We start from the raw sequence: 25,277 nt of genomic DNA, 5'->3' as shown, positions 1-25,277 counted from the left end.
GAGGAGAAGTAATTGATAAAAATATTTTTTCAGAAGAAAGAGAGAAAAATAATTCCTCCCTTTCCTGCTGAATGGATATATGTCTTTATATTGCGTCTCCGTTGAAAAAGTTTTAATATGAGCCATATAACCAGAGAGCAAAGATACACTATTGAGGTATTATTATCAAGAGATGCATCGCAAGTATTTATTGCAGAAATCATAGGGAAATTAGCCGCAACTGCGATAAGCGTAGCGGACAGTATAGAGCTGTTTTGGCGCAGCGAAAATATGAGCAACGTAAGGTGTGCATACCAAAACGAAAGAAATTTACAACCTCAGTTCAAGCCTGCGTTGACCAACTACTTAAAGAGGATTATAGCCCCGAACAGATTGTGGGCTACTGTAAGGATGTTGGAGAAGAGTTTGTTTCCCCTGAACGGATATACCAGTATGTGTGGTCCGATAAGAAGACTGGGGGATCCCTTCACACCCATCTTCGCAGAAAAGGTCGGCGCTATCGCAAGCGGGGCAGCAAAAAGGATACAAGAGGTATTATAAAGAATAGGGTGGGAATAGACCAACGTCCCAAAGAGGTTGAGGACAAGAAGCGTTTTGGTGATTTGGAAATAGACACCATAATAGGGCAGAATCATAAGGGAGCAATAGTCACTATAAACGATAGGGCGAGCGGCTTTCTATGGATGAAGAAAGTAGAACGACGAACCAGCAATGAGGTGTATATAGCAACTGTAGAGCTGCTTAAGGATCATAAGGAGTTGTTGAAAACCATAACGAGCGATAATGGAAAAGAGTTTGCTGAGTTTGCTGACCATTCTGAGATTGCTCAGAGCCTTCTTGTTGATTTTTATTTTGCCAGACCCTACCACTCCTGGGAAAGGGGAGCAAACGAGAACCTGAATGGCCTGATTAGACAGTATATTCCGAAGAAAACAGATTTTAAAAACATAGATGATGAGTACATTAAGCAAGTGGCGCAAAGGATCAATAGCAGACCCAGAAAGCGGTTTAACTATAAAAATCCAATTTTTGTAAAAACCCAATTGTTAAACAAGACAAAAGTTGCATTAGTGGCTTGAATTCTGCATAGGAATGATATGTTTATTTCAACCTTAAGCTAAATATGTACACCTTCCATTCCATAAAAGAGTTACTCAATGCTCTAGTTCTAGGAAAAGATTTGCTCGGGGAAATGTTTGGCAAACGAAAATCGTTTGATTACCGTTACGACCAGGCTATTGAGTTGATGGAAGAAAGCAAGGTAGATTCCTTAATTGAGAAAGGGATTATTATTCGAAATGGCCGTTATCTGGAAATCGAAGACCAGTTGCTTTCATTTTTTGAGCAAATACTTGATGTTAACGAGGAAATTAACATCTCTCTTATTACTGAGCATATCACCTTGTTAAAGGAGAATATTGATTACTATTTGGCAGAAGATAGTGAGCACCGAAAATATAAATATCTCAAATCAGTAAAGGGCTCTCTGCGTAAGATGGGGTTTATTTGTTTACGTAATATTGTTGACCTTAACCGGAATATCGATAATACCTTTAAAACAGAACCCAACTATAAGGTTAAAATAAAGAAGCTTGAAAATTACGACCAACGCAGAATTGACATCAAGAAGCTTATAGCAGTTACGGAACAATTTTTAACGGAAGACGAACTTACTTTTTTTGCAACAGCCAAAGATGATGAATTAAACCACGTTACCACAGAATTAAGGTTGCAGCTGCAAGAAGCACGCCATAACCTGATTGAAACAGAGAAACAAATCATCGATTTTCTGAACCAGGTAAAACACCAAAGTAAACTTATCGAGAAAATTCGTCAAGTTAAGTATTTAAAAGACCAATTTGAACTAGAAAGCAAATCGGATATTGTTAAGCTACTTAACAAAATGAATCCGGTGGCGTTCGAAAACAGGCCTGCTTTTCCGGTAAAACTTTCGTTAGATATTTTACAGGATGACGATACTTATGAAATAATTAAAGCGCTAAGCAAAAAAATTAAAAGTACCGTTAAATTAAAAGTACCACTGGCAAAAGCTATTGATGAAACATTTTTTAATGATACGGTAGAAACTGATATTTTTATCGATTTGGAGAAAATGAAAAGTAGTTTTACTGCATCTGGCTATCATTTACTCGATTTTGTAAACCAATATGATTATCCAAAAGAAGTAAGCTTTGAAGAAATAGTAACATGCTATTGCCAACTCATTTCTCTCTATGAAAATGACTTTCGGTTTACAGATAAATATGTGATTTATAAAGGAACAGAGTTTTCAGTCATTTACCCTAAATAAGAAGATATGGCTATAAATAACTTAAAGAAAGACGTATTCGAACAACTTAGTAAAGGTGGTTTTATTTGTTCAAACAGTTCAAGGTCACAAGACCAAAAATTGTTCAGCTTTATTGATGAAAACTTTGATGCTTTAGAGGACTACTTTTTAGAAATCAATTACATATTAACTCAGGGTATTGAATATTATCACTTTACCCGTCCCGAACAAAAAGCAGATATTACCCGCAAACTGGAACAAGCATTCCGATGGATTGACATGGTTGATTTTTTTAAAACCTACGACTCTTCTTTTAGCTCAGGATTTCGGTTCGAACCTCAATCAATTGCTGTAGAATTGAAAGTAAATGCCAATCTAAAAAGCAAACTAAAGGCTTTAAAAAAATATACCCAAACCGATAACGAACTGGATGGAATAAAGAAGCTGGTAGAAAAATTAAAGAGCGATGGCTTTGTGGAACTTGAAAATGAGATATCTGATTCCTATAAAGTATTAGCCTCGTTTAGTTATCTGGAAACATTAATATTAAGTATTAACCTGTCAGAAGAAGTACAAGATGAGATACCTGAATAAAATTGTCTTTATCAATAGTGCCACTATTCCTTATTCCGAAATTCAACTGGATGGTAACATTCATTTCATTGGCACACAAGGCGTAGGTAAAAGTACTATTCTTCGTGCCATTCTTTATTTTTATAATGCCGATTCCCGAAAATTAGGCATTCCAAATGGTCCTACTGTTAAAAGCTTTGCCGATTGGTATTTAAGCTATGCAAATTCGTACATTATTTATGAAGTGGCAAGAGAAACTGGTGCCTATTGCGTGGTTGCATTTAAATCGCAAAACAGAGTATGCTACCGTTTTATTGATACACCATATTATGCTGAATATTTTATAAAAGAAACTGGAGAAGTATACAACAATTGGGATACAATAAGAGAAAAACTGGATGCCAATAGAATCAATGTATCGTCAATGGTGAATAGTTACGACCAATACCGCGATATTTTATACGGTAATTTTATTGGCAAAAATGAATTTAAAAAATATGCTTTACTCGAAGCAAAACAATATAAAAATATCTATCGAACGATACAAAACGTTTTCTTAAATACAAAACTGGATGCCAATGAGATAAAACAAACCATTATCTCTTCAATGGAAGATGAACACATAACTATTGATTTAGACCAGTATAATCATCACCTTAAAGGATTTGAAACAGAATTAAATGATATTAAGCGATTTCGTTTCCCTTCAGTTCAAAAGCAAGCCGAAAATTCTATTCAAACACTATCTGCAATCAGGCATTTAAAAAGGGAGCAAAGCTCGTTAGCCGGATTTCTTAAATACAGATTAGAAATAATTGAATCCGAAAAGCCAGTACTTCACCTACAAAAAGAAGATAAAAAAAAGTTACTCAATGCAGAGAAGCAAAAACTCAACTACGAAAAGGAATTATTTGAAAAGCGTAAAGTTAAGATTAATGAGAGTGTAAGCCAGTTAAATGGTAAGTTAAAAGATGCCGCTAATCAGAAGAAATTTTACGAGAGCATTAATATTTCAGAGCTTATCAAACGAGTATCTGCTAATGAAGAAAAGAAGTTGGAATTCGAGTCTTTAAAAAACGAACGCACCCTGCTTACAAATAAGTTTAGTGATATCAATAATAAATATGAAGCCCTCATTAAAGAGCAGGAGAATCAGCTAAATGCTTTTGTAAACCAAAAGGATATTCAAAAAGTTGAAATAGAAAAAGAAGTAGTCAAATTCATTTCTGACTTAAATAGCGAGTATGAAAAGCTTTTTAATGCCTTAGAAAGTGAACATGAAACTGAAATAAAAGACAAGGAAACTGAGCTTGATAGAAAAAAAGAAGATGTTCATAATCTTGAAAAGCAAAAAGTTACCATAAAGCATACCAAGTTTTATGAGAAAGAAATCGAGCAGGCTATTCAATCAATTAACGAAGCGAAACTAGCTTACAAAGAAGAGTCTAACAATATTATTAGTTACAAACAACAAGTTGAGACACTGCAAACTAAATGGAATTACGAAAAGTCGGAAATAGAAAAAAACAGTGAACGAAAGAAGGAGAAATTACAAGAAGAACTAGATACAATACGACTACATAAGGATGAAATAGAAGATAGAATCAACAAAAGCAAAGATTCGCTCTATGGGTGGTTAAATCAAAATAAGCCTGGTTGGGAAAATACAATTGGAAAAATTATCGATGAAAAACTCTTATTCCAGGATGGATTATCGCCAAAACTACATAATGATTCTTCTTCAATTTATGGCATCGAAATCAACCTGAATGAGATTGATTTAAAAATTAAAAACATAGATGATTTTCGGTTTGAGTTGAACAAGTTAAACGATAGTATTGAACATTATCAAAAAGATATACAATATATTACAGTTGTATTAGAAAAGGATTTGGATAATATACAACGTAGAAATCTGCCAAAAATAAAAGGACTTAAAGAAAAAGCGAGACAGGCTGAATATTTGTGTGAGCAATTGACAAAGCAAATAGAAAAATTTGAATTGGATAAGAACAGTTTCACAAATAAAGCTTTAAATGAAAAACTTGATGAGATAGAGAAAATTCAAGTTGAAATAGATAAAGCGATAGTTATTAAACAGGAAGCGTATAAAGATTATGAAACCTGTAAGACTAAACTGAGAAAGAACAAAGAAATAAAGCAGAAGGAAAAGACAAGAAGAATCAATGAATTAAAAGCAGAGAACAATGCTAAAATTCAGGAGTTACAACAACAAATAATAGAAAGGCAAACGCTAATTGCTGAAAAGATTGTTATCCTTAAAACCGAAAGAAACAATGAATTGGATAACAAAGGAGCCGATACCGGACTTCTTTCAGAAATTGAAAAGCAAATTATTACTGTTGAGAATGAATTAGCTTTCATTGAAAAAAAACGAAATACAGTAAGCGATTATTATAAAGATAAAAGGGAGCTGTTCGATAAAGAAAAGGAATTTAAAAATGAAATAAAGGTTCTTGAAGAAAAGTTAACACATTCGCAAAATGAGTTCTCCACTTTGAATAAAACCTTCTCCAAAAAAGTTACAGATATTCAGGAAAGTATAACTGAAATAGAAGCAAAAATAATTTGTTTCCAAAACGATGAGGAAAAATATGCCAAACAAACAGGCTCATCTGCTCTCGAATTTTTTGAAAGCACTAAAAGTACAATACAGCCAATAAGCAATAGTAAAACGGCTGTCGATATTATTGATGATATTATCGATAACAATAGTAAAGTAACAAATAAACATCAGGAACTCAGGGAAAGTATCGACAAGTTCCTGTCTCACTTCTCGGAAGGAAATATTTTCAATTTTCCATCTAAGTTAATTGAAATAGAAGAATTTATAAATTGGGCGGAAGAGTTAAGCGATTTTATTGAGGAGGGTAAAATAAACCAGTTTGAAAAAAGAACGAATGAGCGTTTTGCTTACATCATAAGTTCTGTTGGAAAAGAAACTACTATGTTAATTTCCAAAACAGGTGAGATTAAGAAAATTATTAATAAAATCAATGCTGATTTCAGACAAAAAAACTTTGTTACAGCAATTAACAACATTGAATTAGATATTACAGACAGCAAGAATACCGCTGTAATGTTACTAAAGAAGATAAAGGAATTTAATGATGACAATTCCTTAAGCCTTGGGGCTGCCAACCTTTTTTCAGGTGTTGATCAGGATAAAAACAATGAGAAGGCAGTTGAACTTTTAAAACAACTGGTTCGGGAAATAAATCAGGCAAAGGATTCTGTAATTCAATTAACGGATTCTTTTGAATTATCATTTAGAGTTGAAGAAAATGGGAACGACACCGGATGGGTTGAAAAATTATCAAATGTTGGTTCAGAAGGCACTGATGTCTTAGTTAAAGCCATGATTAACATTATGCTCCTGAATGTATTTAAAGAGGGAGCTTCAAGGAAATTCAAGGATTTTAAGCTTCATTGTATGATGGATGAAATTGGAAAATTGCACCCTAATAATGTGAAAGGAATCCTGAATTTTGCTAATGATAGAAACATATTATTGATTAATGGTTCACCTACCGAAAGTACTCCGCTGAACTATCGACATATCTATAAAATTAGTAAGGATGACAGCAAACAATCTAAGATAAAGCGAATTATCTCAAACCCAGTATTAGTTGAATAATTATGGATAAAATATCCATTAACATAGCGAGAAAAATTCAATTGCTCATTCAAGGTGAGAGCATACCTTATGGACAATTGAAAAGTAAAGTGATTAATCAGATGATAGAAGATGGAATCTTGAATATAAAATTACAGGGCAGAAGTCGGAAAACCATATTTACAGCAAAACCGGAAGCTGTTATCAATTTCATGAGTAGTCACTTAGGCATAAATGACCTTAAAACTTACATCAACAATGAGGAAAGTGGTCTTACAAGAGCTGAAAATATAATTGCTTCTTCTAATTCAAAGTCATCAACAAGAAGGACTTTTAAAGGGTTTCTTGTCAATTGTTTTTACCCAGTTCAAGCAAGGATTAAGGGACTCAAATTTGTAATTGAACCACTAGAAGGAACATACACCTACATTCATAATTTTGAGGATTTTAATATCCCGGCGGAAACACTTATTGTTGGTATAGAGAATCCTGAGAACTTTAGGTTTATTGGTAAACAAGCTCATCTATTCGAAGCAGAATCTATTTTGTTTGTTAGTCGTTATCCTCAATCCAAAGATTTAGTAACCTGGCTACAAAGCATACCTAACAAATACCTGCATTTTGGCGATTTTGACTTTGAAGGCATTCGTATTTTCAGAGATGAGTATTTGCAACACCTTAAAAACAAAGCATCTTTCTTTATTCCTCAAAATATAGAGGAATTAATAATTAAGTATGGCAACAAAGGATTGTATGACTCTCAATATAAATCAAATGCTTCTGTAGCCTTGAACTTAAATAGCGATATAGAAAATTTAATCTCACTGTTTCATAAATATAAAAAGTGTCTGGAGCAGGAGGTTTTAGTTGAAGTTGGCTTGTAGTTTTATTTATTTTATGATTAAGGTAGTATCACTACCCTAATGTGAACTTATTTAAAAAGCTATAAGGAAGTATTTGTCACGTTTATACCGGGAAAAACGTGACATATACCTCATGCATTTGAAATGTTTTTGCCCGTATTAACATTTCACTTAACTTTTTATCTTATATTTGTACCGTATGAGAACTACAGCAGAAATATTGAATGTAATAAGCAAATTTAAAGATGGTTATGTCTTTACCTATGATAAATTAGGCTTTGAACCGGAAAAAACGAATGCTGTAATTATTGCTTTAAACAGATTGGTAAAAGAAGGCAAGCTTCGTAAAATTTCAAAAGGTAGATACTATAAACCCCAAATGACAGAGTTTGGGGAATTAAAACCTGATACCTTTCAAGTAGTAAAAGACTTACTTCAAAAAGATAAAAAAGTAATAGGCTATCTAACCGGATTTTCAGTATTTAATTCATTATTCCTAACCACTCAGCTTTCCAATACAATACAAATTGGTTGTAATAATGAAAAAAAGGCTATTTCTCGTGGTATGTATAAAATAAGGTTTATTAAGCAAGCCAACAGGATTACAGAAGACAATATTCCATTATTACAGATATTAGATAGTATTAGGTTTATTAAAGATATACCTGACACAAACCAAAACCAATCCTGCAATCGCTTTATTGCCATTTTAAAGAAACTTGCACCTGAAAGGCTTAATCAACTTAAAAAACTGGTTTTAAAATACAATGCTTCAACGAGGGCTTTAACAGGCGCTCTTATTGATATGGTTGAGGCTGATAATGGAACACAAATTATATATGAATCGCTTAATCCGGCTACTGCCTACAGCTTTTCAATTTCAACACAAACACTACCGACAAAAGATAAATGGAGAATACGATGAACTTACATACTAACAAAGAAGCTTTTAACAATGCCATATTGGTAACAAGTGACAATAATAATATAGCACCGGATTTTATCGAAAAAGACTATTGGATTAGCCTGGTATTAAAACGGCTGTCTGAAAGCAAGTATGTTGATTCAGTTGTATTTAAAGGTGGTACATCTCTATCCAAGGGACATAAACTGATTAACCGCTTTTCGGAGGATGTTGACGTAGCTGTAATTCTTACGCCTGGCACATGCGGAAATAAAATCAAAACCTTAATCAGAACAGTTGAAAAGGAAATAGCTACAGACTTAACAGAAAAAGAAGTAGATGGTGTAACCAGTAAAGGTTCACGCTTTAGAAAAGCTGTATATGAATTCCCGGTAACACTGACACAAAAACAAAAATCAGCAGTTCCGGAATCAATTATCGTTGAAATTAACTCATTTGCAAATCCATTTCCATACCACAAGGTTGGTATTCAAAGCATGATAGGCGAATACATACAAAGCCAAGGTCAAGATGAGTTGCTTAGAAATTATGACTTAGAAGAATTTGAAGTTAATGTTCTGGATAAAGAGCAGACTTTAATTGAAAAATTGGTATCACTAATTCGATTCTCATTCGATGAGAAGCCAATCGAAAGTATTTCGGGTAAAATAAGGCACTTTTACGACCTTTATTACTTACTGCAAGATGAAGCTTGTAATAAATATGTAAACTCCGATGAATTCAAGACGCAGTTTCGCAAAGTGCTGGCACACGACCAACGGCAATTTGATGAACCGACAGGATGGAACAAGAAAACGATGAAGGATTCTCCTTTAATAAAAGATTTCGATTCAATTTGGGAGAAATTGAAAACAACCTATAAAAATGAGTTATCAATGTTAGCGTATTCTGAAATACCAAACGAGAAAGAGGTGGCACAAAAATTTGCAGCATTGATAAAAATTCTGGCTAAATTGTAGTGGTAGAATTTTTCCATTTTTTACCCCCTGATAGCACTTTTTTGATGAAAAAAGTTTCCTATTTGTTGCCCTAATCGCCTAATTGATTGATTATTAGCAGGTGATTACATTTTGTATCGGGAAGTAAGATGTATTAATACTCATATAAAGAGAACATGGTAAAACCGAACCCCAATCCTAAAATTCATCCTTTTCAATTTCTTCACCAAGGGTATCCATAACCATCGACTGAATACTGTAATGAAACCAACTATTAAAAAGTTCCCAGGATAAATTATCAGGCCAAAGGTTATCATCGGTTATCCAACTAAATAACTGATGTTCAAATATTTCAACATAATAATCTTTCAAAAAATCAATAGCATCATCAGGATGATCAAATTCTGGAATAAGATAAACCTCTCCTTCGTCATGCGCCATGGGTTTAGGACATTTCATCTTAGTATCGGTAGAAATATAATTTACCCAATCGTATAACGGCTGTTTTGGGAACAGAATTAATGCGTCCCTATTAATTGTCTCAATCATAAGTATTTTTTAACCGGTTTATATAACTCCTCAGAAATTTAATGAAATTCAATTAAACCTCAATACAAAAAACCAAACTGCCACAATGGAATTGTATTTAAAAAGCCCTGCTCAATATCATCTTTAACCACAAAAGACTTCTCAACCTTCTGAATTTGTTGGTTTCCTTTGTTTTTACCTCCTACCTCAAAAGTAAGTTCGCCGACCAAAAAATCTGCCACCGGGGAAACAATGATCTCATGCTTTGCCCTAAGCTGGTTAAAGAAAAAGGTTTCTCTGATATTACCGACATTGGCGTTTTCACTGGCTAAGTTGTATATCAGATTGGTATTATCCAGATATATTTTATCAACTTTCCCCAGTCCTTTAATACCACCGGTAGCATTCCTTAATTGTGCAATCATTCCTGCTTCTTCTATAAAAAAGCAATAATCAGCCATATTATTCCGGCTGACAGAAAGCGTTGTAGCTATTTTTGTCATATTGGGTTTAAAAGGCACACTTTGCGCTATTATCGACAAAAGTTGTTTCAGTTTCCGCCCGGTAGCCATATTCATCCCGGCAAACAAAGGAATATCTGTTTCCAATGTTTGATTGACCACCTGCTGCAAGCGCGTTTCAAAATCTTCTTCCAGGGCAAAAGGGTAATAGCCTCTTTTCAGATAATCCTGAAACAAAGGTAAAGGATGTTCTATTTCCGGTAACTCAATTTTATGGTCCAGAATTTCATCTAAGGAATAGGGAGTAACCGAAAACTGATGAAAAAGCTCAAGATACTCTCGAAATGAAAGCCCTTGCATATGGTACATAACAGCCCTGCGGCTCAGATCGGAAGATCCCTTTTCCAAATCCAGAACCGAAGACCCGGTAAAAACCACTTTTAAATCAGGATAATAGTCATAAATCAATTTTAGTTCTTTTGACCAATCATGGTACTTATGAATTTCATCAATAAACAAGTTCTTTCCTCCTCGCTTTACAAAAGCGTCTGCTAAATGAAGTAGCCTGTTATCTGCAAAGTAAAAGTCCTCAGCAGTAACATATAAGGTCTCTGACGGATTCAGGGCATTTTTGATATGTTGCAAAATGAGAGTGGTTTTTCCGACTCCTCTTGGGCCAGTAAGTCCAATCATTCGATTGTTCCAGTTAATATCGGCATATATATATCTAAAGAAACTGATGTCCGTTCCTTTTATGAGTTTGGCCGAAACCTCGAGAAGCTTTTCCATATTGAGATCATTTACTATACAAACTTAATAAAAATGCACTATTGCAGTGCAATGCATCGCAATCTCGTCATTTAAATTTCAGATAATAGTCATTAAAGCATCAATTAAGCGGAAACAAACACTTGAAAACGCTGCCCTTGCCGGGTTTACTTTCTACATCAATCACTCCGTTATGTATGTCCATAAACTCCTTGCACAAAAGCAGCCCTAATCCGGTACCTTCCTCATTATTGGTTCCTTTGGTGGAGGTTTGTTCTGAAATTTCAAAGAGCTTCGACACGAGATTTGCTTCCATCCCTACACCATTATCAGCTACCGATATTTCAACCATATGCCTCCCCTCACGTTGAATGAATTGCGCATCAATGCCAATTTTTCCATCCAGGGGCGTAAACTTGATGGCATTGGCCACCAGATTGCGAATAATGGTCTCAAACATATTGCGATCGGTAAATAGCTGAAAGTCGGCCGGAATATTGTTTTCAACAGAAATGCCCTTTTTACCGGCCATGGGTCGCAGAGCCTTCAACTCTTTCTCAACTACCTTATGCGCATTGTGGTTCTCAGGAAGGAAGGTCATGGAATCACCTTGTGCCCTGGCCCAGTCCAGCAGATTCTCTAAGAGGCGATGCGTATGCAATATGCTTTCATTAATTAATTCAATGAATTTGTATTTTTCCTTTTCTTCCAGACGCTTGTCGACCAACAACAAATCGGATAGGCCACAGATATTTCCTATGGGATTCTTTAAATCATGGGCAATAATCCCAAGAAATTTATCTTTGGCCACATTCAGTTTTTTGAGCTCTTCATTTTTGACTTCTATTTCTTCCTTTATGACACGGGCTTCAATGGCCTTTTGCTCCAGCAGGCGATTGATCGTTAAACTTTCTGAATAGAGGGCCTTCGTTTTGTTTTGCTCATTGAGCAATAATTTATTGGTTTTAAACAGCTTGAATCGAAGATTATATTGTACCCGGTTAATGATAAACCCAATAATTAATATCGGATAAATGTCTGCTATGATTAAAAACTCCTGATCGCTGGGCTTCCCGAAAAAAACCAGCACAAGAGTAAATAAAAGGATGGGAAGTCCAAAGATGAAAGCCGTCCATCCTTTATTCTCCTTGGCGTCCAACGAAACAAGAAAAATGACCAGTATGGCACCTGTAACACTGGGCGCCAAAGCATCGTCGTGTAGATGAAGCAGGCATTTGGCATACATCATCAGCTGAACCGCCAGATAAACGGCGATATATAATATTTTTTTTATGTGATAGAACCGATGCCTGGCCACAAAATGCAGCATGAGTAACACAACAATTATAGCCATCGGCACAGCCCGTATCAACACGGCATTGTAGTTGTTTCTTACGCTCCAGTCGGAGTATATATAGTAGGAGAGGAAAACAGCCCCCATTGTTAAAATGAGGGCGAGGTTATCTAAGAAAACCCTTCTCAGATAATTTTCAAATTGAGTTTTAATCTTTTCCGAATCCAATGCCTTACTCATACGCTCAATTATTCGGTTTTTTCATCCCAGTCATGGGCCATACTGGTTAGCGGGAAAATTATTATGTTGGAAATATAGCCATTTTTAGTTTTTTTGCAGGACTAATTCACTATTATTGCAAAAAAAATTGATGTTTAAAAAATTAGTTGCCATAGAACCCATAGGTCTTGTACCATCGGCTGAAGATCAATTAAAGGACTTCGCCACTGAGGTAATACTGCATGACAACCTGCCATCCGGTAATGAAGAAATTGCGGCACGCATCGGTGATGCCGATGCGGTTTTGCTCAGTTACACCACCTACTTAGGCGCTGAAGCTTTGGAAAAATGTGCCCATGTGAAATATATCGGTATGTGTTGTTCCCTGTACTCTCCTGAAAGCGCCAACGTGGACATTGCCTATGCAAAAAAGCGGGGCATAACGGTAACCGGCATACGCGACTACGGCGATGAAGGGGTGGTGGAATACGTCATCAGCGAACTGGTTCGTTGCTTACATGGTTTTGGCCACAAGGCCGACGGCAGCAAAATAGTTGCCTGGTCCGGAGAACCCCGTGAAATGACGGAGCTTAAAGTGGGAATTATCGGTCTGGGAAAACTGGGAGGAATGATAGCCGATGCGCTCCATTTTCTGGGAGCTGATATCAGCTATTTTTCGCGCAGCGAAAAACAGGAAGCCCACAACAAAGGTTACCGATTCAAAGTGTTAAACGAACTTCTGACAAGCAACGAAGTGGTCATTTCCTGTCTGAATAAAAACACGGTTCTTTTACACAAAGAACAATTTCAACACCTCGGCAACAACAAGATATTGTTTAATGTGGGCTTATCACCTGCCTGGGATGCCGCGCCATTTAACACATGGATCAATGGAGATAACCGGTTGTACTGCGATTCAAACGGTGCTTTGGGAAATGATGATTTTTTGGAACACCCCAATGTTTATTGTATGGGCGTATCTTCGGGAAGGACGCGTGAGGCCTTTGTCCGACTAAGCGAAAAGGTTCTTTCGAACATCTCGGACCATCTAAAAAGAAGATAGCAAAAGTGCTGGTTCAAAGGAAAAACAAGCGGTCGCATAAGGGCTGATGTCCCATCCAAATGAAAGAAAAAAGGGCTGCCCGTCGGGCAGCCCTTTACTTATAATCCGGCCTAAAAAATCAGCCCAATAACTACTTACTTAGTCTCTTTTAATCACTTTAAAGACTTTAACTTCATCCTGCGTATCCACCTTCAGAATATACATACCTGCTTTTGGCAAGCTGATGGTATCCTCTGAGGATTGCAGTGGCTGACTAACAACAACCCGACCAGTCATGTCATAAACAGTAACCATACCGGCCTGTCCTTTGGTCTTAATGGTAAAGGCTCCGTTGGTAATGGTTGGATAAACAATAACCGTTTCCTCCTTAGCCTCATCGATAGAGGTGGAAGTCATCACAAACTCGATGGTATAGGTATAGCTTGTAACACCATCAGCAGCAACGACTTCAACAGTAGCTGTACCAGGAACTTGAGGAGCTTGTACAATGGTAATATTGGCTCCGGCATTCTTGGCTTCAGCAGAGATGAATGGCTCATAGCTTTCATCAGCTACCTCCACTGTATAATCAAGTACACTGGAAGAGAAGCCTTCTAAAGAAACACCATCCAACATTAAGTCTAACAAGGTAGCGTCTTCAGAACCATCTTCTATCGGGAATGCTGTTGAGCGCTGAGCTACAGTTTCTTGATCCATAATTCCGGCATAGATATTATACTCCAGAACAGAACCATTCCAGGTTTCGTCACCGGCATAACCACCTTTACAGAGATAAGCCAATTCATTGCTCAAATTGAAGACCTTATTCGCATCTCTCAATTGGGCAGAACCAATAAAGGTACCATCCACAAATAGAGCAATTGAATCATTGTTTAAGGTGGCTACCATGTGATGTGGAAGACCATCCTCCAAAAGAATTGAATTAACACCATCCTCAGCACCCCATGGAGCAGAATAGCTACCACAACTAATGGCTGCGCGACTCTTATGGGACATAAACACGCCGTCGACCCCAAAATTATCAGCAGAGGTATTACCCAACCAGGTGATCATGGTATTGTTACCATTGACACCGTCACCGGCTACAAAATAGACTTCCATGGTCACAGATGGATAGGTATTGATGGCAATCTTATCGCCCGGGAATGATATGTAATCACCCTCTGTTCCGGCCACATAAACACCGTCTTCAATTAAACCTCCGTTAAGTGTACCATGTGCGTCACCCACCACATCTTTGGCCGTACCATCTGCAAAAGTGTAAGAGTGGTTCAACGTGAGCGGCGAATCTTCCAGATAATTGATCACATATTCTCTGAAATATTGGGGATCAGTAGCTGTAACTGTTATGGTCAAACTACCTTCACCACTCACGGCTTGCACGCCGGCACCGCTTACGCTAGCAGTTGCATCGCGGGGTATAGCCGTGATATCAAGAGAGGTCGTACCAATTGGTAGTACAATGAAATAATTCGTTTCAAACATGTTGAAGGATGGGAATAGCTTTACATTTTCACCTGCAACAGAAAGATCTGAAAGATAAGTATCAAAAGGATCCACCACATCTGCGGGTGCTTTGATGTTCCAAACCGCCAAAGTATTGTCGATGTACTTATCGGAATAAACACCACCTTCAACAGATGAATTATTGGTACCCATGTACTTATTAACAGTTTCTGCACGAGCAACAGAAATCACTCTGAAGCGCCCTGGCTCAAACTCACTCAATTCGAAGCGGCAGCTATCCAGATCGGTTGTCAATGCATCCACCATTTTCATGTCCCATACCGGATCACTTGTCAGTGTCAAATAGCGGTCGTTTTGACTTTTAATGTAGAACTGACCTTCCACACCACTTTCTTCAAACTGGAACAATTGTGAAGGCTCATCATTCAACGGATTATAGATCCGGATTAAATTAGGATCTGCTCCGCTCTCTCCTACCACATATCCGGATGCTTCATGTTGAATAAAATAGAACTGACCAGTTGTTACTGCCGTTTCATAAATATCAACTGTATAAGCCATACTATTAAGTCCATCCTCCGAAATAACCGAAATGGTCGTTGAGCCTACACCATCAGTGAGGGTAACGGTGCCATCACCTGAAACGGTGGCGCCTTCCCACATGGGCACCCCTGTGACATCCACAGAAGTTGTACCCTGCGGAGCAATAACGGTATAATTGGTCGAATCAGGATCAAAAGCCATGGTCAACTCGCCCACTGATAAATCAATACCCGAAAGTCGGGCCGACTCCTCAGCCGGATCTTGAGAGATGGATACATAGTAAATAGCTGAAGTGGAACCATCCAGGGCGGTCACTTCAATACTTACCTCAATGCCATCCAGACCAAAAACAACTTCTCCACTTTCCGGAATCTCATTATTTAAGCCATCAAATATGGCCATATTGGCTCCACCAACTACGGTACTTGCTTCAAGTACGACGGAGGTTGTACCATAGGGCACAAACAGGTCATAGAACAACTCTTCAGAATTAAATTCGGGCGACAAAACGCCTTTATTTACGGATAAAGTTTCCAGCCTTGGATCGAAATAGGCATCGCCCATGAAATCTTTAAATCGCTGATCTAATTCCGCTTCTGTCATTACACCTTCGAAAATATTCAGTTCTTCAACAGAACCCTGCCATTTGGGATCGTTTTGATAAACGAGCATACCAATTAAAGCGGTGTCGGAACTAATAGCCGATATGGCATTACTTCCAGTAAGAAGTTCTGTACCAATCAATTCTCCATCAAAATACAGACGAATTTCTGTGGCTGTCAATACACTTACCACATGGTGCGTTCTGGTATCGGTAATGGCCGGACGATTGACTCCAGTTTCGGTTGCCCAAGGATTATCTATATTGCCGGTTGAAATGGCAGTTCTGGAATTGCCATCTCCTCTGGTAGGCTGAAAAAAGTAATAATCCAGGCCTTTCCAGTCCGTTTCGGTATCCATTCGTCCAAAACTGAAAAGGGTTGTGTTGCCTGTTAAGCCGGCCGACTGGGTAAAGAAGGCCTCAACCGTCACACTTTCATAGGATGGAATGTCGATAACTTTGGCAGGAAGGGTTGCAAAACCGGTTCCCGAAAGCACCAACGCGCCATTTTCAACCACTGCGTCCTCATGTAAAACACCATCTGCGCCACCAATTGCATCGGCAGCTGTACCATCTTCAAAGGTATAGGAGTGCTTTAAAGTTTGAGCCATGGTTATTACCGACCCTGAAAGGCCCATAATCACCATAATCATCCAAAATTTAAATAGTAAATTTTTTCTTTTCATAATCATAGATTTAATTAATACACTTATAATTGTTACACACTAAACTTGATTCTTTTGATTACAATCATTAATTATTACGATTTAACCTCCTTAAATATTAAACAATCAGTAACAGTACTTCTCTACCATTTTCATAAAAAGGTAAAACTGCGCCTTTCGAAAAGGACAAAAAATCGACACTAAAGATTGGGAATCAGGAATAAGGATCAATCAAATTATCAACGACTTACAACAATCTTCCTGGTAGAGACAAAGGAACCACTGAACAGCTTAAGCAAGTAAATTCCATTGGGCAATCCAGAGATGTTTAAAATGGTTGTTTCAGCACCGGAGGAGATGAATGGATTCATCACCATACGGCCATTCATGTTATAGATTTCAATATCCAACCCATTCTGGTTTAAGGGTTGGCTAAAACTCAGGTTCAACACATCATTCGCCGGCGTTGGCCATACCGAAAATGTGTCAGAAAGATCAGGTTCCGAATCTGTCAAACCCGTTACAGGTGATGCGGAAATATCCACCACCTCTTCGGGTGTCAGGGCGTAATTGTAAATTCGGAAATCATCCACACGTCCATTAAACAATGCGGCCGTATGTTCTCCTCGTCCGATATAATTTAAAACAGGTTTAAAATCCAGGGGACGCACAACAATATCCTGAGATGTGTCCACCAGCTCTCCATTAACATATAATTCTGCACCAGACTCACTTAAAGTTACAACAACATGTGCCCACTGTCCAGTAGGTAATGCAGATCCGTTTAACCTTTGCTCTGTGCCACCATTCTTAATGGCAAACCGAAGTCGCGGCGTCAGGTACATGTATTGGGTCAGATCATTTCCAAAACCAAAGATGGGCTGCCAGGAAGCACCTCCATTCCAGTAAACCCAGGTGGCTATGGAAAGCTCTTGTTGATTGGCTATGGTTGGAGGAAGCTGTAAAAACGAATCGGAGCCATTCAGGCCTATTGCAGAGGCACCAATTGGTCCCTCAACAAAATCGACTTCCCCATTGGCTTTTGCATGGTTAAGATTGACAGAACTATCCAAAAAATTCTCTTCAAATTGAAATTGGGCAACCATCGTATCATCACCTGTGGTCATGGCAGATACTTCATTGGCGGAGGCGGAGGTGTTCAGGGAGTGGTCTGTGGCTTTGACCGTATAATAATATACCGTGCCCGAAGCAGTGCTATGGTCCACAAATGAGGTGCCTGAAATATTACGGGCAATGGTGCTGTAGGGACCTCCGGCCGATTCAGCCCGGAAAACAGTATACCCTTTTAGATCGGAGGCCGGACTGGCAGACCAGTCCAGTTGAATGGATTCAGCGTTGGCCGTGGCGCTCAAATCCTCCGGACTATCTGGTGCCTCAAATTCCACGGGCGCATCGATGGGCAGAAAACGCCATTGTTGATTGGCCCCGCCATCCTTATCCCATTGTTGGATATTGGCTCCTGCTGAAGAACTGGAGTTGGCAATTTCCAGACATTTGGCACTGTGTCGACTCCGGATATAGAACCATCCATCTTCCGCATAATCAAGGTACCATTGTTGATTAACACCTTTAACATCATCCCATACAATGATATTGCCGCCATTGTTGAGCGACCAATTTAAAATATCCGGGGCTTTACCACTGTGCACAGCCGTCATTGAGAAATAACTAAAATCACCCCCAACCCTTGAATCAACCGGCCTTACATTCCACTGTTGATAGATAGCGCCATTATTTATCCCTTGTTGCAGATTGGCACCGGCATTAGTGGCTCCGTTAGCCACCTCCATTACCAGGCCGCTATGCCTGTTAACCAGAACATATCGACCGTCTATGACCGGCTGAATATCATCTCCCCATGTAATATTTACCACTCTTTCGGCATTGGTCTGTCCCGCCTGGTAACCAGTTCCTCCTGGTAACACCATGGTGTATTCCCGCTGTGGTCCATGACCGTCGAAGTAAACATCCCGCTCCAAGGAGACAAATCGATAAGAGGTGGTCACAGCCATGCGTTCTGAAGTACCGCCAAAAGCCTGCACCTTACCCTCCGGATTCCGGTATACAGAGGCAGCCGTCCAGTTAGGTCGATGCTCGGCATAGGCCAATCGCTCACCATCACTGGCCTTTACAAATTCCCCTCTGGCCAACTCTGCCGTTCCCCACCAAATACCGGTTTGCATACCATACTCCACGCCCACCATGGCTTCCATCACATTGTGCAATTCATCATTGGTCGCATGGTGCCCATTGGCCCTGACCGTTTCATAAAAATGGGCATAATTATCAAAGCTACCGGCTAACTGATGGGTATTCCCCTCGTCCAACCGCGACTTCAAAAAATTATACCAATTGAGCGCTTCGTCATTATTTAGCGTATTTCCTCCGGAAATGCGGATATTATCAAAACGAGGGTTATCACGCAACTCTCCGGCAATATTGTAGAAATCCAACATGCTGCCTTGTCCCCAACCATAATCCGGTTCATTAAATGGCGAAACAGTCACCACTGTCCGTCCCGCCTCCTGATGATGTCTGGTGGTTACATCAATTAATTGTGCCCATCTGGCAGCATGGCCGTCAAACCACGGGTCAACAGTAGGATGATCACAATTGAGGACAACTTTGGTTTCCGGATTAAGCAAGGCAATGATATCCAAACGCTCATTCAGTCTGCCGAGCTCTACTGATTGTAATTCACCATCCACCAATGGCGCAGTGGGTGTAAACGAAGATCTCACCAAATCAACCCGGTCGGCCCCCATAAATGCCATCCCACGAAGAATGTTGCCTTCACTCAACCAGGCCAAATCAAGTCCCCAAATTATCGGCATGGCTTCGCCACTGTCCGAAACATTAAAAGGAACGGTTCTATCAGGTATTATTTGAGCGTTAATAGTCAACAGACAACACCCAAACCAAATGATATACAAGGAAGACAAGAAACGCTTTTTCATTTTCATTATAATTATTCACCTATTCAAGATGTCTACTTTCACCAATCAACAAGCACATTCATCTAAGCACTACTTACAATTAACGCTTATACAACTATTGTTACAAATTTAAACAGGACCGACCGCTATCATTGTCACTTTTTCGACGAATAACCATCATAAAATCGACTAAAACCAAAAAAGTAATTTCGACTTTTATTTGAAATGTTAAAAAAACCTAACAGAAGAATCTGTAAAAAAGTGCGAATCATTCAAACCTGTTTTAAAACACAATTTTCGTAAACTTCTGAATATCAATATGTAATTTCAAAGACTATCATCCTTCAAAAATTCTCTTTCTTAAAAATAAATCACCAAAAAAAATTCTCCTATCAATTTTTATGGTAAATTTATTGAATGATTGAGCAAAGAAGTCATATATTCACACACCTGCTGATTTTGCTCCTGAATCTTCACTTTAAACCTTAAAAAATGAAACACATTGCCTTACCATTAATGACTATTGTCATCATGGCCCTCTTGGGGGCTTGTACTAAAAGTGCTTCTTACCAGGAAGGAGAAGTTTACCATGGCTTCCAATTAATTGAGAACAGATTTGTGGAAGAAGTCAATGCCAACTGCCTCTATTTCGTTCATGAGAAAAGTGGGGCACGACTCATGAAAATTGCGGCCGATGACGCCAACAAACTATTCTCTGTTTCCTTCAAAACAACACCGGCCGATGATTACGGCACACCCCATATCATGGAACATTCCGTTTTAAACGGTTCCAAAAACTTCCCCGTTAAAAGTCCCTTCGACCAACTTCTGAAAGGTTCTTTAAATACCTTTTTAAATGCGATGACCGGATCCGACTTCACCACCTATCCGGTGGCCAGCATGAACGAAAAAGATTATTTCAACCTGATGCATGTATACATGGATGCAGTATTCAATCCCTTGTTGCATTCCGATCCCAACATTCTGAAACAGGAAGGCTGGCACTATGAACTGGATAGTCTGGATGGCGATATCGTTTATAAAGGCGTTGTCTATAATGAAATGAAAGGTGCCTATTCAAGCCCTGAGCGGGAATTGGATTATCAGATATACAAACTATTGTTTCCTGACAATACCTACGGCGTTTCCTCAGGTGGATACCCTTCAGCCATTCCCAAACTGACCCAGGCGTATTTTAAAGAGTTCCACAACACCTACTACCACCCCTCCAACAGTTTTGTGCTTTTGTATGGGGACGCTGACCTGGATCAGGAACTGAGCTTTTTGGATCAAAATTATTTCAACGCGTATGAAACCTCCGACAAAGTCATTGAGATTCCTTTGCAAGCACCTTTTGATGCCAAAAAGACCGCTGTAAAACCTTACAGTGTTCCTTTGGAATCCGAAACGGAGGACCAGACCTTTTTAAGCTACAATTTTGTGGCCGGACTGAATACCGATGAGGAACTGGTTATGGCTTTGGACATTCTGAGTGAAGCACTGGTTAACCATGAATCGGCCCCATTGCGCCTGGCCATTCAAGAGGCCGGAATAGGCAAAGATATTTACGCATGGGTGGACAACACCATGCAAAATGTTTTTCAAGTAACCGTTCAGAATGCCAATCTGGAGGATCAGGAACAATTTGACGACCTGTTCTTCAACACTTTAAAACATGTAGTGGACAGTGGATTTGACACCGAAACGGTGGAGGGAATCGTTAACCGTATGGAGTTTCGATTACGAGAAGGCAATACACCGCAAAAAGGTTTAATGTATTTATTTGCCCTGAAAAACAGTCTGCTTTTTGACGAAAACCCTTTTGCCGGATTGGAATTTGAAAAACCTCTGGCCGCTGTTAAGGAGGGGATAAAAAATGGTTTACTGGAATCGATTGTTCAGAAGCACCTTATTGACAATCCACACGCGCTGCTTATGGTATTAGAACCACAACCGGGACTGGAAAATGAGTTGGCAGAAAAAACAACACAAGAACTGGCTGAATACAAGTCCAGCCTGAACCAGGAAGAACTCGAACAACTAATTGCGGATACCAAAGCACTTAAAGAAGCTCAGCAAAAAGAGGATTCTCCGGAAGCATTGGCCACCATACCTATGTTGGCGCTCTCCGATGTGAGTGAGGATGTACAATGGTATGAAACAGTAGAAAAAAGCGTTTCTGAGGTTCCTGTATTGCATTACAATGATTTTACCAACAATATAGTGTATGCCAACCTGTTTTTCGACATGCATGCCCTGCCAAAGGAGCTGATTCCATACGGAAGGTTAATGACAGAACTTATCGGAAAGCTAAATACGGAGAACTATACATTTGGGGAGCTGGACAATGCCCTGAATATCCATACCGGCGGATTCTATACCTATTTAAGCTCCTATCTTGAAAACAATTCGGATGACCAACTTCTTTCCAAATTTGTTGTAACGGCCAAGGCCACAGAGGACAAAACCGGCCAGCTGTTCGACATTGCCTCAGAAATTCTCAATCATTCAAAGTTGGAAGATGTGGAACGTCTGAAAGAGGTCATCACCCGTCATCAATCTCAGGTTGAATCGGAAGTAAAGAACAATGGTATTAAGTATGCCATGACCCGGACAACCTCCTATTACACCAACCGGGGCATGTTCAATGAATTAACCGATGGGCTGTCCTATTACAACTTCATTACCGACTTAACCGACAATTTCGACAAGAATGGTGCTGAAATTGTTGAAAAGCTTCAACAAACAGCGAGCCTGCTTTTTAACAAACAAAACCTCATAGCCGGTATCACCTGTTCTGAAGAGAACTATGTAATCTACCAGCAAGAATTGAAAAAATTCATAGGGACACTGCCCAATGAAAAAGTCCAGTCCAACACCTGGGCTTTCGACTTTGAGGTCAAAAATGAAGGACTCACCTCTTCATCAATGGTCCAGTATGTTGTTAAAGGCTATGACTATAAAAAGCTCGGATATGAGTGGGATGGCAAAATGCAGGTTCTGAATCAGATATTGTCGCGCGACTATTTGCAAAACAAAATTCGCGTGATGGGCGGTGCATATGGCGGATGGGCACAAATTTCTTCCACAGGCAATGCGCTTTTTGCTTCTTACCGCGACCCGAATTTATCGGAAACTTTGGAAAACTTCGATGCAGCTCCTGAATTTTTAAAAGCATTTGACGTGGATTCCACAGAAATGACCCGCTTTATTATTGGCACCATTTCGAATATGGATCGGCCCACTACCGCCTCTCAAAGAGGCTCTATGGCTATTAATAACTGTTTCACCAAACAAACCAAGGCGAAGCTCGAAGCAGAGCGCCATGCCGTGCTCACCACTTCAGTGGAGGACATCAGAAGTTATGAAGAGATGATGGCCGACGTATTGGCTCAGGATGTCATATGTGTCTATGGAAATGACCAGAAAATTAAGGACAACGAAAATCTGTTCATGGAAATCAAAAGCGTTACCAACTAGTAATTAATTAAAATTTAAGTCCTTACATTGTGCCGGAACGGTTTGTTCCGGCACAATTGTTTGGTTGGAATTCAAACCCGTTCCCCAGCCAAAATAGTACGGACCGCTTCATGGTAAGCAGAAATACTCCTGGCCTTTTTAATGATTTTATGGGCCTTATGGGGATTGGAAAATAAGCGCGAAAAGTACTCCCAGAAACTTTGCATTTTCAGCACAATGTGTTTGGTCCCTGACAGCGCCTCATCATAATGTTGGAAAAGCGTATCATGAAAATGACCAAATAATTCTATCCAATGGTCGGGCCATTGTTCATTGTCCGTTTTTATCATCTCCGCTAAAAAAGGGTTAGAAATGATCCCTCTCCCAAGCGCCCAACTATTTATACCTGGAAAGCGCAGGTTAAGCTCCCTGAATTTGGCTACTGAGTGGATGTCGCCATTATAGGTGATAGAATGACTGGTATTTTCAATACATTGTTGAAATGTATCCAGATCGACTTCTCCTTTATAAAGTTGCTTTCCCAATCTGGATGAATAATTAGATTTTTGATTTTATGCTTTTCCAAAACAGGCAGTAAATTCAAAATTTCGTGGCTATCGTCATAACCCAAACGTAATTTAAGAGATACCGTAATCTCTGATTCGTCTGAGACCCTTCTTAATAAGTCATCTATTTTGCCCGTGTGCTTTAAGAGTCCGGAACCAAGACCTCGTCTGGTAACCATGGGATAGGGACATCCCAAATTCCAGTTAAGTTCCTGATATCCTAACCCCTGAACAAAAGCGGCCACAAAAAGAAATTCCTCGGCACTATTGGTCATCACCTGGGGGATTAGCTGTCGGACGCTGTTGTTGACGGGCAGCAGATCCCTCATATAGGATTTTTTTATGTCTAAATGCCCCTGCAACCTAATATAAGGCGCATAGTAAGTATCCACCCCGCCCATCCATTTTTCATGGGCATTTCTAAACCTGTAATCTGTAAACCCCTGTAATGGAGATGATAATATGGTACAACTCATGAATCAACATATGAATAAATGAATGGGGCTGCCCAACACGATGATGATGAGTGTTTTTTCAAGGCACTGAAACCCAAACAGTCAATAAAACAAAGACAAAAACTTGGGGCAGTGGCTCAATAAATTAAAAAGCTTCTAAAAGCACTTCTTGTGTAAACAAGCTTAAAAAATCTCATTCGTTTTGTTTATATTTACACCTCTTATGAATAAATCCTCTGCCATTAATCCCGCAAAGATAGTTAAATTGGTAAAAACCAGATAAATAAAAAATCTATGAAAAACACAACCCCCATCCTGAGCTTAATCATCCTCCTGGTGAGCTTTAGTTGTTCTTTTGGTAAACGTTCAAACGATGAAGAAACACCCAGGTTGATTTTCAGCGAAGATTTTTCAAAGGGCTTAGATCCTGAAGTCTGGGTGGTCGAAATGGATTCCACCCCAAACTCCAGTGTCTACGTTGAAGACGGGCAACTCATTACCGATACTGAAGGTGGTGTCACGGTTTGGCTCAATCAGGAATTAGAAGGCAACTATATCATTGAATATCAACGAACAGTAATGGTTGAGGAGGGAGCCAACGACCGCTTATCTGATTTAAACCAATTCTGGATGGCCTCCGACCCAAAACAAGAAAATCTATTTACCCGCAGTGGGAAATTTGAAGAATACGACGATATCTCTCAATACTATGTGGGTGTTGGCGGGAACTATAACAGCACCACCCGATTCAGAAAATATGACGGAGAAGGTGAAAGGATTATCATTGAGGAAAAAAACGAACCGGACTTTTTGCTAAAACCCAACAAAACCTATCTGGTAAAAATTGAGGTTGACAATGGCCACATATCCTACTGGATGGATGATGTGTTGTTCTTTGAGTATGAAGACCCTCAACCCTTAAGCAGTGGATATTTTGGTTTTCGCTCTACCTGGTCACGACACCACATCGATTACATAAATATTTATGCCCTAGATTAGTCCATT

16 protein-coding genes and 1 pseudogene are annotated in these 25,277 nt (G+C 39.0%); 10 read left to right on the top strand and 7 right to left on the bottom strand.

The window, feature by feature from the left end; translation table 11 throughout:
- The first annotated feature begins 117 nt into the window (after positions 1–117).
- The 7 genes and pseudogenes from JCM15548_RS10820 (at position 118) to JCM15548_RS10790 (ending at position 9,247) form a co-directional block, all read left to right on the top strand.
- Positions 118–1,079: pseudogene (locus JCM15548_RS10820) on the top strand (IS30 family transposase).
- Positions 1,080–1,123: 44 nt separating this feature from the next.
- Positions 1,124–2,311, top strand: coding sequence for a hypothetical protein (locus JCM15548_RS10815; RefSeq protein ID WP_083985091.1), 1,188 nt, complete (start codon positions 1,124–1,126; stop codon positions 2,309–2,311).
- A 6-nt stretch (positions 2,312–2,317) separates the two neighbouring features.
- Complete coding sequence (locus JCM15548_RS10810) at positions 2,318–2,884, top strand: condensin complex protein MksE (RefSeq protein WP_062125196.1); 567 nt, start codon at positions 2,318–2,320, stop codon at positions 2,882–2,884.
- Positions 2,868–6,521 carry an ATP-binding protein gene (locus JCM15548_RS10805; RefSeq protein ID WP_062125194.1) on the top strand — a complete coding sequence of 1,218 codons (3,654 nt, stop codon included), beginning with the start codon at positions 2,868–2,870 and terminating at the stop codon, positions 6,519–6,521. The genes JCM15548_RS10810 and JCM15548_RS10805 overlap by 17 nt, the downstream gene beginning before the upstream one ends.
- Before the next feature lie 2 nt (positions 6,522–6,523).
- Positions 6,524–7,384 (top strand): DUF7281 domain-containing protein, encoded by an 861-nt coding sequence (locus tag JCM15548_RS10800; RefSeq protein ID WP_062125192.1) that lies wholly within the window; start codon positions 6,524–6,526, stop codon positions 7,382–7,384.
- Between the two features lie 178 nt (positions 7,385–7,562).
- Positions 7,563–8,288, top strand: a complete 726-nt coding sequence (locus JCM15548_RS10795) for a DUF6088 family protein (RefSeq protein ID WP_062125191.1) — start codon at positions 7,563–7,565, stop codon at positions 8,286–8,288.
- Positions 8,285–9,247 carry a nucleotidyl transferase AbiEii/AbiGii toxin family protein gene (locus JCM15548_RS10790; protein ID WP_162198220.1) on the top strand — a complete coding sequence of 321 codons (963 nt, stop codon included), beginning with the start codon at positions 8,285–8,287 and terminating at the stop codon, positions 9,245–9,247. Before JCM15548_RS10795 ends, JCM15548_RS10790 begins: the two co-directional genes overlap by 4 nt.
- Positions 9,248–9,424: 177 nt before the next feature.
- Here JCM15548_RS10790 and JCM15548_RS10785 read toward each other — a convergent pair whose 3' ends face one another.
- From JCM15548_RS10785 to JCM15548_RS10775, 3 genes are all read right to left on the bottom strand, one after another.
- Entirely contained in the window at positions 9,425–9,775 is a 351-nt protein-coding gene (locus JCM15548_RS10785; protein ID WP_062125187.1) for a hypothetical protein, read from the bottom strand.
- Between the two features lie 59 nt (positions 9,776–9,834).
- Entirely contained in the window at positions 9,835–11,004 is a 1,170-nt protein-coding gene (locus JCM15548_RS10780) for an ATP-binding protein (RefSeq protein ID WP_062125185.1), read from the bottom strand.
- A 100-nt stretch (positions 11,005–11,104) separates the two neighbouring features.
- Positions 11,105–12,517 (bottom strand): sensor histidine kinase, encoded by a 1,413-nt coding sequence (locus tag JCM15548_RS10775; protein WP_062125183.1) that lies wholly within the window; start codon positions 12,515–12,517, stop codon positions 11,105–11,107.
- A gap of 130 nt (positions 12,518–12,647) precedes the next feature.
- On the opposite strand from JCM15548_RS10775, the gene JCM15548_RS10770 reads away from it, so the two are divergent.
- Positions 12,648–13,559 (top strand): NAD(P)-dependent oxidoreductase, encoded by a 912-nt coding sequence (locus tag JCM15548_RS10770; RefSeq protein ID WP_062125181.1) that lies wholly within the window; start codon positions 12,648–12,650, stop codon positions 13,557–13,559.
- 138 nt (positions 13,560–13,697) lie between these two features.
- On the opposite strand, the gene JCM15548_RS10765 is transcribed toward JCM15548_RS10770, so the two are convergent.
- Positions 13,698–16,856, bottom strand: coding sequence for a cadherin-like beta sandwich domain-containing protein (locus tag JCM15548_RS10765; protein ID WP_162198219.1), 3,159 nt, complete (start codon positions 16,854–16,856; stop codon positions 13,698–13,700).
- 218 nt (positions 16,857–17,074) lie between these two features.
- A complete protein-coding gene (locus JCM15548_RS10760; protein WP_162198218.1) occupies positions 17,075–19,813 on the bottom strand; it encodes a LamG-like jellyroll fold domain-containing protein in 2,739 nt (912 codons plus the stop codon).
- 471 nt (positions 19,814–20,284) lie between these two features.
- Between JCM15548_RS10760 and JCM15548_RS10755 the strand changes: the two genes are divergently transcribed.
- Positions 20,285–23,272: an insulinase family protein gene (locus JCM15548_RS10755; RefSeq protein ID WP_062125176.1), complete on the top strand. Its 2,988-nt coding sequence runs from the start codon at positions 20,285–20,287 to the stop codon at positions 23,270–23,272.
- A gap of 71 nt (positions 23,273–23,343) precedes the next feature.
- On the opposite strand, the gene JCM15548_RS26620 is transcribed toward JCM15548_RS10755, so the two are convergent.
- Together JCM15548_RS26620 and JCM15548_RS25460 are read right to left on the bottom strand one after the other, a co-directional pair.
- Positions 23,344–23,601 (bottom strand): hypothetical protein, encoded by a 258-nt coding sequence (locus tag JCM15548_RS26620; RefSeq protein WP_439645449.1) that lies wholly within the window; start codon positions 23,599–23,601, stop codon positions 23,344–23,346.
- A gap of 89 nt (positions 23,602–23,690) precedes the next feature.
- Positions 23,691–24,218: a tRNA-dihydrouridine synthase family protein gene (locus JCM15548_RS25460; RefSeq protein WP_262487005.1), complete on the bottom strand. Its 528-nt coding sequence runs from the start codon at positions 24,216–24,218 to the stop codon at positions 23,691–23,693.
- A 348-nt stretch (positions 24,219–24,566) separates the two neighbouring features.
- On the opposite strand from JCM15548_RS25460, the gene JCM15548_RS10745 reads away from it, so the two are divergent.
- Positions 24,567–25,271 (top strand): DUF6250 domain-containing protein, encoded by a 705-nt coding sequence (locus JCM15548_RS10745; protein WP_062125174.1) that lies wholly within the window; start codon positions 24,567–24,569, stop codon positions 25,269–25,271.
- Positions 25,272–25,277: the final 6 nt, after the last annotated feature.

The organism is Geofilum rubicundum JCM 15548, from assembly GCF_000974365.1.
Lineage (GTDB): Bacteria > Bacteroidota > Bacteroidia > Bacteroidales > Marinilabiliaceae > Geofilum > Geofilum rubicundum.
This window is presented reverse-complemented; position numbering and strand designations above follow the sequence as displayed.